At 73.0% G+C, this 12,244-nt stretch carries 12 protein-coding genes; 3 read left to right on the forward strand and 9 right to left on the reverse strand.

Annotated features, from left to right (window positions below; genetic code table 11):
* Positions 1 to 23: 23 nt before the first annotated feature.
* Genes argH through argC form a run of 8 tightly spaced genes read right to left on the reverse strand, consistent with a single transcriptional unit; the run spans position 24 to position 8,419 of the window.
* Positions 24 to 1,463, reverse strand: a complete 1,440-nt coding sequence (argH, locus tag ABD191_RS20585) for an argininosuccinate lyase (RefSeq protein ID WP_344084444.1) — start codon at positions 1,461 to 1,463, stop codon at positions 24 to 26.
* A 60-nt stretch (positions 1,464 to 1,523) separates the two neighbouring features.
* Positions 1,524 to 2,723 carry an argininosuccinate synthase gene (locus ABD191_RS20590; RefSeq protein ID WP_344084447.1) on the reverse strand — a complete coding sequence of 400 codons (1,200 nt, stop codon included), beginning with the start codon at positions 2,721 to 2,723 and terminating at the stop codon, positions 1,524 to 1,526.
* Positions 2,716 to 3,261 carry an arginine repressor gene (locus ABD191_RS20595; protein WP_344084450.1) on the reverse strand — a complete coding sequence of 182 codons (546 nt, stop codon included), beginning with the start codon at positions 3,259 to 3,261 and terminating at the stop codon, positions 2,716 to 2,718. Before ABD191_RS20595 ends, ABD191_RS20590 begins: the two co-directional genes overlap by 8 nt.
* The gene (argF, locus tag ABD191_RS20600) at positions 3,258 to 4,178 is read right to left on the reverse strand and encodes an ornithine carbamoyltransferase (RefSeq protein ID WP_344084453.1); all 921 of its coding nucleotides are present in this window, start codon (positions 4,176 to 4,178) and stop codon (positions 3,258 to 3,260) included. The genes ABD191_RS20595 and argF overlap by 4 nt, the downstream gene beginning before the upstream one ends.
* Positions 4,175 to 5,353, reverse strand: a complete 1,179-nt coding sequence (locus tag ABD191_RS20605) for an acetylornithine transaminase (protein WP_344084456.1) — start codon at positions 5,351 to 5,353, stop codon at positions 4,175 to 4,177. Before ABD191_RS20605 ends, argF begins: the two co-directional genes overlap by 4 nt.
* The gene (gene argB / locus ABD191_RS20610) at positions 5,350 to 6,249 is read right to left on the reverse strand and encodes an acetylglutamate kinase (RefSeq protein ID WP_344084458.1); all 900 of its coding nucleotides are present in this window, start codon (positions 6,247 to 6,249) and stop codon (positions 5,350 to 5,352) included. The genes ABD191_RS20605 and argB overlap by 4 nt, the downstream gene beginning before the upstream one ends.
* The gene (argJ, locus tag ABD191_RS20615) at positions 6,246 to 7,412 is read right to left on the reverse strand and encodes a bifunctional glutamate N-acetyltransferase/amino-acid acetyltransferase ArgJ (RefSeq protein WP_344084461.1); all 1,167 of its coding nucleotides are present in this window, start codon (positions 7,410 to 7,412) and stop codon (positions 6,246 to 6,248) included. Before argJ ends, argB begins: the two co-directional genes overlap by 4 nt.
* Positions 7,409 to 8,419 carry an N-acetyl-gamma-glutamyl-phosphate reductase gene (gene argC, locus ABD191_RS20620; RefSeq protein ID WP_344084464.1) on the reverse strand — a complete coding sequence of 337 codons (1,011 nt, stop codon included), beginning with the start codon at positions 8,417 to 8,419 and terminating at the stop codon, positions 7,409 to 7,411. Before argC ends, argJ begins: the two co-directional genes overlap by 4 nt.
* A gap of 146 nt (positions 8,420 to 8,565) precedes the next feature.
* Between argC and ABD191_RS20625 the strand changes: the two genes are divergently transcribed.
* From ABD191_RS20625 to ABD191_RS20635, 3 genes are all read left to right on the forward strand, one after another.
* Positions 8,566 to 8,964: a hypothetical protein gene (locus ABD191_RS20625; protein WP_344084467.1), complete on the forward strand. Its 399-nt coding sequence runs from the start codon at positions 8,566 to 8,568 to the stop codon at positions 8,962 to 8,964.
* 103 nt (positions 8,965 to 9,067) lie between these two features.
* Positions 9,068 to 9,244 carry a hypothetical protein gene (locus ABD191_RS20630; protein WP_344084470.1) on the forward strand — a complete coding sequence of 59 codons (177 nt, stop codon included), beginning with the start codon at positions 9,068 to 9,070 and terminating at the stop codon, positions 9,242 to 9,244.
* An 80-nt stretch (positions 9,245 to 9,324) separates the two neighbouring features.
* Positions 9,325 to 9,702, forward strand: coding sequence for a DUF4259 domain-containing protein (locus ABD191_RS20635; protein WP_344084473.1), 378 nt, complete (start codon positions 9,325 to 9,327; stop codon positions 9,700 to 9,702).
* 37 nt (positions 9,703 to 9,739) lie between these two features.
* Here the strand turns inward: ABD191_RS20635 and pheT are convergent, their stop codons facing one another.
* Entirely contained in the window at positions 9,740 to 12,244 is a 2,505-nt protein-coding gene (gene pheT / locus ABD191_RS20640; protein WP_344084476.1) for a phenylalanine--tRNA ligase subunit beta, read from the reverse strand.

Here is a 12,244-nt window from a genome sequence, read left to right on the forward strand (position 1 = left end):
CCCTACCTCCGCGCCGGGTCGCCTTAGCGGGGCACGACACGCTCCGCGGCCCAGTCGCGCCAGTTCTCCAGCTGGTGGCCCACGGCGGCCAGCTGGTCGGCGACCGGGCCGGGACCAGTGGAGCCGAAGGTCGTCCGGGCCTGCAGGGCGCCGCGCACGTCGAGGACGGAGCGCACCTGCGGGGTCAGGTGCGGGCTGATGCCGGCCAGGTCGTCGTCGGAGACCTCGTCGAGGCCGCAGTCACGCGACACGCACAGGGCCACGAGCGAGCCGGTGATCTCGTGCGCCTCCCGGAACGGTACGCCCTGGCGGACCAGCCACTCGGCGACCTCGGTGGCCAGGGTGTAGCCGCGCGGGGCGGCCTCGACCAGGCGGTCCACCCGGACCGTCATGGTGGAGATCATGCCGGCGAGGGCGGGCAGGACCAGTTCGAGGGTGTCGACCGCGTCGAAGGCGGGCTCCTTGTCCTCCTGCATGTCCCGGTCGTACGTCAGGGGCAGGCCCTTGAGCATCGTCAGCACGGTCACCAGGCCGCCGATGAGCCGGCCCGACTTGCCGCGGGCCAGTTCGGCGATGTCGGCGTTCTTCTTCTGCGGCATGATCGACGACCCGGTGGCGAAGGCGTCGTCCAGCTCGACCCAGCCGAACTCCTGCGACGTCCACAGCACCACCTCCTCGCCCAGCCGCGACAGGTGCACGCCGACGAGCGCGGCGACGAACAGGAACTCGGCGACGAAGTCGCGGTCGGCGACGGCGTCCATCGAGTTGGGCGCGGCCGTGGCGAACCCCAGCTCCTTCGCGACCCGGGTCGGGTCCAGCGGCAGCGACGAGCCGGCCAGCGCGCCGGCGCCGAGCGGGCTCACGGCGGCGCGCTTGTCCCAGTCGCGCAGCCGGTCGAGGTCGCGCAGCAGCGGTTGGGCGTGCGCGAGCAGCTGGTGGGCGAAGCTGACCGGCTGGGCGTGCTGCAGGTGGGTCATGCCGGGCGCGGGCGTATCCAGGTGGCGGGAAGCCTGCTCCAGCAGCGCCTCGGCCAGCTCCACCACGCGGCCGGCCACGCCCCGGGCGTGGTCGCGCAGGTACAGGCGCAGGTCGGTGGCGACCTGGTCGTTGCGGGAGCGGCCGGCGCGCAGCTTGCCGCCCAGGGTGCCGAGGCGCTCGATGAGGCCCCGCTCCAGGGCGGTGTGCACGTCCTCGTCCTCGACCGTGGGCCGGAACTCCCCCGACGCGCAGGCGGCCTCCAGGTCGTCGAGGGCGGCCAGCATGCGGCCGAGTTCCTCGGCGTCGAGCAGGCCGGCGTCGGACAGCACGCGGGCGTGGGCGCGGGAGGCGGCCAGGTCGTAGGGGGCCAGGCGCCAGTCGAACTGCACGCTCACGGACAGCCGCGCCAGCGCCTCCGCGGGGCCGCCGGCAAACCGCCCGCCCCACAGCCGCAGGGCCGAAGTGTTGCTCGTCACGCCGTACATCCTCTCAGGGGACGGCGCCCCGGTCCTGCGGGGACCGGGGCGCCGTGGGGAACGGGAAGCTCAGCCCAGCCGCGCGTCGCGCGCCGAGGCCAGGCGGCTGGGCAGGCCCCACAGCTGCACGAAGCCCTTGGCCAGCGACTGGTCGAACATGTCGCCCGAGTCGTAGGTGGCCAGGCTGAAGTCGTACAGGGAGGCGGCCGAGCGCCGGCCGGTGACCACGGCGCGGCCGCCGTGCAGGGTCAGCCGGATGTCGCCGGAGACGTGCTTCTGGGTGTCGTCGATGAACGCGTCGAGGGCGTGCTTGAGCGGGCTGAACCACAGGCCGTCGTAGACGAGCTCGCCCCAGCGCTGGTCGACGCCCTTCTTGAAGCGGGCCAGGTCGCGCTCGACGGTGACGTTCTCCAGCTCCTGGTGGGCGGTGATGAGCGCGATCGCGCCCGGCGCCTCGTACACCTCGCGGCTCTTGATGCCGACGAGCCGGTCCTCGACCATGTCGAGGCGGCCCACGCCCTGGGCGCCCGCGCGCTTGTTCAGCTCGACGATCGCCTCGTACGGGGAGACCGACCTGCCGTCGATCGCGACCGGCACGCCCGCCTCGAAGGTGATCACGACCTCGTCGGGCTCGCGGGCCACGGCCGGGTCGGCGGTGTAGTCGTAGATGTCCTCGATGGGCCCGTTCCAGATGTCCTCGAGGAAGCCGGTCTCGACCGCGCGGCCCCACAGGTTCTGGTCGATCGAGTACGGCGACTTGCTGGACACCTCGATCGGCAGCTGCTTCTCCTCGGCGAACGCGATCGCCTTGTCGCGGGTCCACGCGTAGTCGCGGGCCGGCGCGATGACCTTCAGCTCGGGCGCGAGCGCGCCGATGCCGACCTCGAAGCGGACCTGGTCGTTGCCCTTGCCGGTGCAGCCGTGCGACACGATCGTGCCGCCGTACTTCTTGGCCGCGGCCACCAGGTGTTTGACGATCAGCGGCCGGGACAGGGCCGACACCAGCGGGTAGCGGTCCATGTAGAGGGCGTTGGCGCGCAACGCCGGCAGGCAGAAGTCCGTGGCGAACTCCTCGCGGGCGTCGACCACCTCGGACTCCACCGCGCCGCAGTCGAGCGCGCGCTGCCGGATGGCGTCCATGTTCTCGCCGCCCTGGCCCACGTCGACGGCCACGGCGATGACCTCGGCGCCGGTCTTGTCGGCGAGATACGGAATGGCGACGGACGTGTCCAGCCCGCCGGAGAAGGCGAGTACGACCCGCTCAGTCATCAGAGTGCTCCTTCTGTTCATTAGAGGCGGGCCTGCCGGCCCAGTTGAGAAGCTTGTCGGCGAGGGCGCGCCCGGCGGATGTCACGCCGGTGGGCTCCTCCCGGGCGACGACGAGGATGGTGTCGTCGCCGGCGATCGTGCCGACCACGTCGGGCAGGCCCGAGCGGTCGAAAGCGCTGGCCAGGAACTGCGCGGCACCCGGCGGGGTGCGCAGGACGACGAGGTTGCCGCTCGCGTCGGCGCCCGTGAGCAGCTCGCGCAGCAGCCGCTGCAACCGGGCGGGGGCCTGCTCGGCGGTGCGCAGCGGGCCGCGCCCCTCCTCCGGGATCACGTACACGGGGGCGCTGCCGTCCGTGCCGCGCACCTTCACGGCGCCCAGCTCTTCCAGGTCGCGCGACAGGGTGGCCTGGGTGACGTGCAGGCCGTCGGCGGCGAGCAGGTCGACCAGCTCGGTCTGCGACCGCACGCCCTGCGCGCGGATCAGCTCGACGATCCGCGCGTGCCGGGCGGGCTTGGAGGTCGGCACCACGGCGGTCATGCCGTCACCAGCCAGGTCAACAGCGCCTTCTGGGCGTGCAGGCGGTTCTCGGCCTCGTCGAACACCGCGCTCGCGGGCCCGTCCATCACCGCGTCGGTGATCTCCTCACCCCGATGGGCCGGCAGGCAGTGCAGCACGATCGCGTCGCCGGCGGCTCCGCGCATGAGATCTTCATTCACCTGGTACGGACGGAAGGGCGTGAGCCGGTCCTTGCCGTCGCCCTCCTGTCCCATGGAGGTCCACGCGTCGGCGGCCACCACGTCGGCGCCGGCGACCGCCTCGGCCGGGTCACGCAGCGTCGCCACGGACCCGCCGGTGGCCCTCGCGATCTCGGCCGCCCGGGCCACGACGGCCGGGTCCGGGTCGAATCCCTCGGGGCTGCCGATGCGTACGTGCATGCCGGCCGTCGCCCCGCCCACCAGGTACGAGTGGGCCATGTTGTTCGCGCCGTCGCCGACGAAGGTCAGCGTCCGGCCGGCCGTGCCGCCGAGGCGCTCGCGCACGGTGAGCAGGTCGGCCAGGATCTGGCACGGGTGGAACCCGTCGGTGAGCGCGTTGACCACGGGCACGCTGGAGGCGGCCGCCAGCTCGGCCACGCGCGCGTCGGCGTGCGAGCGGATCACGACCGCCCGCACGTACCGCGACAGCACCCGGGCGGCGTCGGCGATGGACTCGCCGCGGCCGAAGTGGGTGGTCTGCGCGTCGATGATGACCGGGTGCCCGCCCAGCTCGGCGATGCCGGCCTCGAACGAGATCCGGGTGCGCAGCGACGGCTTCTCGAAGATCACCGCGACCGACTGCGGGCCCTCGAACGGCCGCTTCGCGAACCGGTCCTTCTTGAGTTCGGCGGCGAGGTCGAGAACCTCGGACTGCTCGGTCGGGGTCAGGTCGTCGTCGCGGAGGAAGTGCCGGATCATGCCGTCTCCAGAGCTGCGGGCAGGGCGGCGATCAGGGCGTCGGCCTGCTCGGCCGTGATGATGAGCGGCGGGGCGAGCCGGATGACGTCCGGCTGGGCGGCGTTGGCGAGGAACCCGGCGTCGGCCAGGGCAGTCACGGCGGCTCCGGCGACCGGCTCGCGCAGCACGATGCCGAGCAGCAGCCCGGCGCCGCGCACGCCCTCGATCAACGGGTGGCCGAGCGCCTCAATATCGCGGCGCAGCCGCTCCCCGATCTGCTTGACGTGGTCGAGCAGATGCTCGGACTCGATCGTGTCGAGCACGGCGAGACCGGCGGCGCAGCAGACCGGGTTGCCGCCGAACGTCGTGCCGTGCATGCCCGGGCCGAGCAGCGCGGTGGCGTCGCCGAAGGCGGTGTCCGAGAACGCGATCATCGCGGACAGCGGCAGGCCGCCGCCGATGCCCTTGGCGAGGGTGATGACGTCCGGCGCGACCCCCTCGGCCTGGTGGGCGAACCAGTGCCCGGTGCGGCCGATGCCGGTCTGCACCTCGTCGAGGACGAGCAGGGCGCCGTGCCGCTCGGTGATCTCCCGCGCCGCCGTGAGGTAGCCGGGGGGCGGGACCACCACGCCGCCCTCGCCCATGATGGGTTCGAGGATGACCATGGCGGTCCCGTCGGTCACGGCCGCGGCCAGCTCGTCGACGTCGCCGTACGTCACGTGGGTCACCTGGCCCGGCAGCGGCCGGAACGGGTCGGCCTTCGCGGGCTGGCCGGTCAGCGCGAGCGCGCCCATCGTGCGCCCGTGGAACGCGCCGGCCGCCGCGACGACGTGCTCGCGGCCGGTGCGCCGCGACAGCTTGAACGCGGCCTCGTTGGCCTCGGCGCCCGAGTTGGCGAAGAAAACCTTGCCGGGCCGGCCGGCCAGCGACAGCAGCTTCTCGGCGAGCGTGACCGCGGGGGGCGAGGCGTAGAGGTTGGACACGTGCCCCAGCGTGGCCAGCTGCCGGGTCACCGCCTCGATGATCGCCGGGTGGGCGTGGCCGAGCACGTTGACGGCGATGCCGCCGAGGAAGTCCACGTAGGACGTGCCGTCCTCGCCGGTGAGCGTGGCACCGTCGCCGCGCACGAGGGCGACGTTGGGCACCCCGTAGTTCGGCATGACGGCGGCTTCCCACCGTTGGGTCAGGGAGGTCATGAGGGCACCACCATCGTTCCGAATCCTTCGTCGGTGAAAACTTCCAGCAGCGCCGAGTGGGGCACGCGGCCGTCGACCACGTGGGCGGCGGGCACCCCGCCGCGCACCGCGCGCAGGCAGGCCTCCATCTTCGGCACCATGCCCGACTCAAGCGTGGGCAGGAGCACCTCCAGGCCGTCCGCGTCGATCTGCGACAGCATCACGGACTTGTCGGGCCAGTGCGGGTAGAGACCCTCGACGTCGGTCAGGACGATCAGCTTGCGGGCGCCGAGCGCCACCGCCAGCGCGCCGGCCGCCGTGTCGGCGTTGAGGTTGTGCACGACCCCGTCGGCGTCGGGCGCGACCGTGGAGATGACCGGGATGCGCCCGGCGTCGATGAGGTCGGTGACCGCCTCTGCGTTGACCTCGGCGACGTCACCGACGAGGCCGACGTCCACGGGCTCACCGTCCACGAACGCGGGCCGGCGTACGGCCGTGAACAGCCCCGCGTCCTCCCCCGACATGCCCACCGCGATCGGCCCGTACCCGTTGAGCAGCCCGACGAGTTGGCGGCCGACCTGGCCGACGAGCACCATGCGCACCACGTCGATCGCCTCGGGCGTGGTGACCCGCAGGCCGCCCCGGAACTCGCTGTCGATGCCGAGCTTGCCGAGCATCGACGAGATCTGCGGGCCGCCGCCGTGCACCACGACGGGCTTGAGGCCCACGTACCGCAGGAACACCAGGTCGGCGGCGAACGCCTTCTGCACCTCGGCGTCGAGCATGGCGTGGCCGCCGTACTTGACGACGATGATGCTGCCGTGGAAGCGGATCAGCCAGGGCAGGGCCTCGATGAGGGTGCTGGCCTTGCCCAGGGCGATGCCGAGGTCGCGGGTGCGGGTCGCGGACCGGCTCATGTCGAGTACGCCGAGTTTTCGTGCACGTATCCGTGGGACAGGTCGTTCGTCCATATGGTGGCGGTCTCCTCGCCTGCGCCAAGGTCGATGAGCACGTGCACGTCGCGGCCGGACAGGTCCACCTTCGAGCGGTCGTCGGCGGCCTGGCCACCCTTGCAGATCCACACGTCGTTGACGGCCACGTCGACGTTGTCGGCGACGAAGTCGGCGTCGGCCGTGCCGGCGGCGGACAGGATGCGGCCCCAGTTGGGGTCGTTGCCGAACATCGCGGTCTTGAACAGGTTGGACCGGGCGACCGCGCGTCCCACGGTCACGGCGTCGGCCTCGCTGGCCGCCGCGCGCACCTCGATGCGGATCTCCTTCGTGGCGCCCTCGGCGTCGGAGATGAGCTGCCGGCCGAGGTCGTCGAGCGCGGCGTGCACCTGCTCGTAGAGTTCCTCGGGCGTCGGCTGGATGCCGCTCGCGCCGCTGGCCAGCAGCAGCACGGTGTCGTTGGTGGACATGCAGCCGTCGGAGTCGATGCGGTCGAGCGTCCTCGCGGTCGCCGCGCGCAGCGCGGTGTCCAGTGTCTCCTGGTCGGCCACCGCGTCCGTGGTGAGCACGCACAGCATCGTGGCCAGGCCCGGCGCCAGCATGCCCGCGCCCTTGATCATGCCTCCGACGCTCCACCCCACACCCTGCGCGACCGTGGTCTTGGCGCGGGAGTCCGTGGTCATGATGGCCTCGGCCGCGGCCGGGCCGCCGTCGCGCGCGAGGTTCCGGACGGCCGCGTTGATGCCGGTGAGCAGCTTGTCCATGGGCAGCCGCTCGCCGATCAGGCCGGTGGAGCAGACCGCCACGTCGGCCGCGCCGAGCACCGACCGGCCCTTGGTGAGCTTCGCCGCCACGTGCTCGGCGGTGCGGTGGGTGTCCTGGAAACCGCCGGAGCCGGTGCACGCGTTGGCGCCGCCGGAGTTGAGCACGACCGCGCGCACGATGCCGGCCCGCAGGACCTGCTGGCTCCACAGCACCGGGGCGGCCTTGACCTTGTTGGTGGTGAACACGCCCGCGGCGGTCGCGTCCGGGCCGTCGTTGACGACGAGCGCCACGTCGGGCCCGCCGCTGGACTTGATGCCGGCGGCGACGCCCGCCGCCCGGAATCCCTTGGGATGGGTAACGCTCACGGGGCAACTCCCAGGGCGCTCAGGCCGGCCGTCTCCGGCAGGCCGCACATCAGGTTGGCGCACTGCACGGCCTGGGCGGCGGCGCCCTTGCCGAGGTTGTCGATGGCGGACTGCACGATGATCCGGCCGCTGTCGATGTCGACCGTGGCCTGCAGGTGCGCGGCGTTGGAGCCGTAGGTGGCGGCCGTGTGCGGCCAGGCGCCCTCCGGCAGCACGGTCACGAAGGGCTCGCCGTCGTACGCGGCCGCGAGCACCGCCCGGACCCCGGCGGCGTCGATGTCGCCCGTGGGCCGCGCCGTCACGGTCGCCAGGATGCCGCGCGGCATCGGGGCGAGGATCGGGGTGAACGACAGGCCGCGCGCCCCGGTGGCCTGCTTGATCTCGGGTACGTGCTGGTGAGCGCCGACCTTGTAGCCCGACAGGTCGCCCATCACCTCGGTGGCGAGCAGGTGGGCCTTGAGGTTGCGCCCGGCGCCGGAGGTGCCGGACGAGGCGACGACCACGACGTCGTCGGGGTCGGCCACGCCGGCCGCGATCAGTGGGGCGAGCGCCAGGGTGGTGGCCACGGCGTAGCAGCCGGTGTTGGCGACCCGGTCGGCCTGCTTGATCAGCTCGCGCTGGCCGGGCAGTTCGGGCAGCCCGTACGTCCACGTGCCGGCGTGGGTGCCGCCGTAGTAGCGGGCCCACAGCGCGGCGTCGGAGAGCCGGAAGTCGGCGCCCAGGTCGACGATCCTGGTGGTGGCCGGGAGCTGCGCGGCCAGCGCGGCGGACTCGCCGTGCGGCAGCGCCAGGAACACCAGGTCGGCGCCGGCGAGCGCGGCCGGCTCGGTCGGCGCGAAGGTGAGGCCCAGGCTGACCAGGTGCGGGTGCACGGAGTGCACCGGGGCGCCGGCGTTGCGGTGCGCGGTGGCCGCCACGATGTCGAAGGTCGGGTGAGCGCCGAGCAGGCGCAGCAGCTCGCCTCCCGCGTACCCGCTGGCCCCGACGACCGCCACCGCGATGCCCATGCCGAGCGCTCCCTCCGTTGTCCCCGCTCACGACTGTATCACTATGCACGAGATCGCAACAACATGCAGCCGGTTGGGCATCGCTTCCGTCAGTCTCCTCCGGTCGATCAGCGCATCGGCAGAACATCTGTATTACCGTCGGACGCGTGAGCGCTCCTGAACGCGGCCGCCGGTACGAGCCGATGACACTGGCGGCGCTCGCCAATCTGCTGTCCACCGCCGACGACCATCTTCGCTGGCGCTTCGTCGCGGAATTCCTCGAGGAATACCGGTGGGAGCCGGCCGCCAAACGCGCGCAGCTCCTCTCGCCCGAGCCTTCGCCGACCGGCGACGACCGATGGGACGTCTTCCTGGCCGCGCTGGCAGAGCACCTTGCGGCGCAGGACGGACGAGCCGCTCCTGACTGGGCACAGTCACGGTCGCTGCGACGCTTCTGGTTCCCGTTCAACACGCGCGCCGCCCGCGTCGACGCGATCGTGCACGCGCCGGCCGCCTTCCGGCGCCGTGGCGTATTCATCGCCCCCCAGGAACTGGAGGTGGCGTGACGGACCCCGATCCGCTTCTGGTGGCGGAGATCCATCCGCGGCACGGGTCTTCGACCATCCGGGGCTGCGCGTGTCAGCGGCGTCGCCGGAGCACCTGCTTGCCATGAAGATCATGGCCGCGCGCCGCAGAGATGCTGACGACATCCGGTTTCTGGTGCAGCACCTCAACCTCGGCTCCGTCGAGGAAGCACTGTCGCTGTGCTCGGACGTGTTCCCCGACGAGGACGTCCCTCCGCGCGCTCGCCTCGTCCTTGAGGATGCGTTCGGCACCACGCCATAGTGCGCGAGTGAGCCGCGCGACGGTTGTGCCGGCCTGGTTCAATGCCGCCGAGGAGCACGGGAACGACCTGCGGAGGGACGATGGGGACCTGGGGTCACGGCAATTTCGACAGCGACACGGCCGCCGACCATCTGGCGATCCTGACCGGTCGCCTCATCGACGAGGTCACCGAGGCGATGGCCGGCGACCCCGTCGAGATCGAGCCCGACGAATACTGGGGCGTCGCCGTGCCCTGCAACCTCGAACTGCTGCACCTCATCGCGCGACAGAACTACGTCGGGGCCGTCCTGCCCGACCCGGACACCATCGCTGATTGGCGGACCAGGTTCCTGGCCGTCTGGGACGAGTCGATCGACGGGCTCCAGCCCGAACCCGCCGTGCGGGAACAGCGACGCGCCACCCTCGTGCGGACCTTCGACCAGCTCGCCGAGTTGGCCGCGAGCAGGCACGCCGGGTGACGTGCGGCGGGGCGGTGCCGCCCCGCCGCACGGGGAGCTACACGCCGCGCAGGACCGCGCCGTGGCGCTTCTTCGCCACCGCCACCGCCGCGTCGCGGGCGGCGACCGCCTCGTCCGCGGTGAGCGTCCGGTCCGGTGCCCGGAAGGTCAGCTTGTACGCCAGCGACTTGTTGCCGGCGCCGACCTGCTCGCCGGTGAACACGTCGAACAGGCGCACCGCCTCCAGCAGGTCACCGGCACCCTCGACGAGCGCTGTCTCGACGGAGGCGGCCGGCACGTCGGACAGCACCACGAGGGCGACGTCGATGAGCGCGGGCGGGTACGTCGAGAAGGCCGGGGCGGGCGTCACGCCCGAGGCCGGCAGCGCGTCGAGGTTGAGCTCCATCGCGCAGGTGCGCTTGGGCAGCTCCAGCGCCGCGCAGACGGCCGGGTGCAGCTCGCCCGCGTGCCCGACGATCTCGCCGTCGACCACGATCTCGGCGCACCGGCCCGGGTGCCACGGCGCCGTGTTGCCGGCCCGCACGGTGCCGCTCACCCGGGCCGCTGACAGCACGATCCGGGCGGCCTCGACCGCGTCGGCCCAGCCGGCCGGACGGCCGCCGCCCCACCAGCCGGCCGGGTCGGCCTCGCCGGCCAGGACGGCCGCGACGTGCCACGGCTGGCGCGGCACGACCGCGTCGGCGGCGGCGAACTCCTCGTCCGTCGGGCGCCGGTCGACGCCCATGGCGGGCGGCGCGCCGGCCCCGTCCACCGGGTGGAAGACCAGGCCCTGCTCGTAGAGGGCGAGGTCCCGGGCGCCCCGGCCGAGGTTGCGGCGCAGCGTCGCCAGCAGCGGCGGCAGCAGCGTGGTCCGCAGCAGCGGCTCCTCCGTGGAGATCGGATTGGCCAGGCGCACCGCCGGCCGGCGCGGGTCGTCGGCGGGCAGGCCGAGCGCGTCGGCGAACGCGGGCGACACGAACGGGTACGACAGGACCTCCACGTACCCGTTCTCGGCCAGCGCCCGGCCCACGGACCGGCGGCGGCGCTGGGTCGGGGTGAGCCCGTTGCCGGGCGGGGCCTGCGGCAGGACGCCGGGGATCTCGTCGTACCCGCCCAGCCGGGCGACCTCCTCGACCAGGTCGGCCGGCTCGGTCAGGTCCGGCCGCCACGGCGGCGGCGTGACCGTCAGGACGTCACCGGCCACGGCCACGTCGCAGCCGACCTGCGACAGGATCTCCACGACCCGGTCGACCGGGTACTCCACGCCGATGCGCCGGGTGGGCAGCGAGGCGTCCAGGGTGACCGGGGCCAGCGACCGCACGTGGTTGACGTCGAGGATCTCCGCGCCAGCCGTGCCGCCGCCGTGCTCGACGAGCAGCGCGACCGCGCGGTCGATGGCTACGAGCGCGACGGTCGGGTCGACGCCGCGCTCCCAGCGCTTGGCGGCCTCGCTCCACAGCCGGTGCCGGCGCGCGGTGCGGCTGACCATGACCGGGTCCCAGTGCGCGGCCTCGAACAGCACGTCCGTGGTGGTGTCGGCGACCTCGGACGTGGCCCCGCCCATGACGGCGGCCAGCGAGATCGGCGCGCCCTCCGCACCCGCGACCGGGGTCGGGATGCCCGTGTCGCAGATGACCATGTCCTCGGCGTCGAGCCTGCGCTCCACGCCATCCAATGTGGTCATCCGCTCCCCCGCCACCGCGCGGCGCACGACGAGCGGCCCCCGCAGCGCGTTCAGGTCGAACGCGTGCATGGGCTGGCCGAGTTCCAGCATCAGGTAGTTGGTGATATCGACCGGCAGCGAGATGACCCGGATGCCGGCGATCGTCAGCCGCTTGCGCATCCACTCGGGCGAGGCGGCGGACGGGTCGACACCGCGCACGGCCCGTGCCGCGAACCGGTCGCAGCCGCGGGTGTCGCGCACCTCGACCGGATAGGCCGGCGCGGCCGTGGCGCCGGGCGCCGGGGCGGCCGCCGGGTCGGTGAACGCGACGCCCAGGGCGTGCGACAGCTCGCGGGCGATGCCGCGTACCGACATGGCGTACCCGCGGTCCGGGGTGATCTCCAGGTCGAGCAGCACGTCGTCGAGGCCGACGACCGGCCGCGCGTCCTCGCCCGGCAGGGCGGTCGTGGTCGGGGGCAGCACGATGATGCCGGAGTGGTCGTCGGACAGGCCCAGCTCGCGGGCCGAGCAGATCATGCCGTTGGAGTTGCGGCCGTACGTCCTACGCGCGCCGATGCGGAACCCGCCCGGCAGCTCGCCGCCCGGCAGGATCACCACGACGAGGTCGCCCGCGACGAAGTTGGTGGCCCCGCAGACGATCTCCTGCGGCTCGTCGCGGCCGACGTCCACGCGGCAGAACCGGATCGGCTTCTTGAACCCGGTCAGCTCCTCGATCTCCAGGACGCGGCCCACGACGAGGTCGCCCTTGACGGTCTCGCGCTGGTCGGTGACGTCGTCGACCTCGATGCCTAGCCCGACGAGGGCCCGCTCCAGGTCGGCCGGGGACAGGTCGGCGGGCAGCGCGACGAACTCGCGCAGCCATGAGACCGGAATCCGCAT

The organism is Luedemannella helvata, from assembly GCF_039528415.1.
Taxonomy (GTDB): domain Bacteria; phylum Actinomycetota; class Actinomycetes; order Mycobacteriales; family Micromonosporaceae; genus Luedemannella; species Luedemannella helvata.

Coding starts and splice junctions, on each gene's coding strand:
- argH (WP_344084444.1), bottom strand. CDS start 1,463: ATGTACGGCGTGACGAGCAACACTTCGGCCCTGCGGCTGTGGGGCGGG.
- ABD191_RS20590 (WP_344084447.1), bottom strand. CDS start 2,723: ATGACTGAGCGGGTCGTACTCGCCTTCTCCGGCGGGCTGGACACGTCC.
- ABD191_RS20595 (WP_344084450.1), bottom strand. CDS start 3,261: ATGACCGCCGTGGTGCCGACCTCCAAGCCCGCCCGGCACGCGCGGATC.
- argF (WP_344084453.1), bottom strand. CDS start 4,178: ATGATCCGGCACTTCCTCCGCGACGACGACCTGACCCCGACCGAGCAG.
- ABD191_RS20605 (WP_344084456.1), bottom strand. CDS start 5,353: ATGACCTCCCTGACCCAACGGTGGGAAGCCGCCGTCATGCCGAACTAC.
- argB (WP_344084458.1), bottom strand. CDS start 6,249: ATGAGCCGGTCCGCGACCCGCACCCGCGACCTCGGCATCGCCCTGGGC.
- argC (WP_344084464.1), bottom strand. CDS start 8,419: ATGGGCATCGCGGTGGCGGTCGTCGGGGCCAGCGGGTACGCGGGAGGC.
- ABD191_RS20630 (WP_344084470.1), top strand. CDS start 9,068: ATGAAGATCATGGCCGCGCGCCGCAGAGATGCTGACGACATCCGGTTT.
- ABD191_RS20635 (WP_344084473.1), top strand. CDS start 9,325: ATGGGGACCTGGGGTCACGGCAATTTCGACAGCGACACGGCCGCCGAC.
- pheT (WP_344084476.1), bottom strand. CDS start 12,244: ATGCGGATTCCGGTCTCATGGCTGCGCGAGTTCGTCGCGCTGCCCGCC.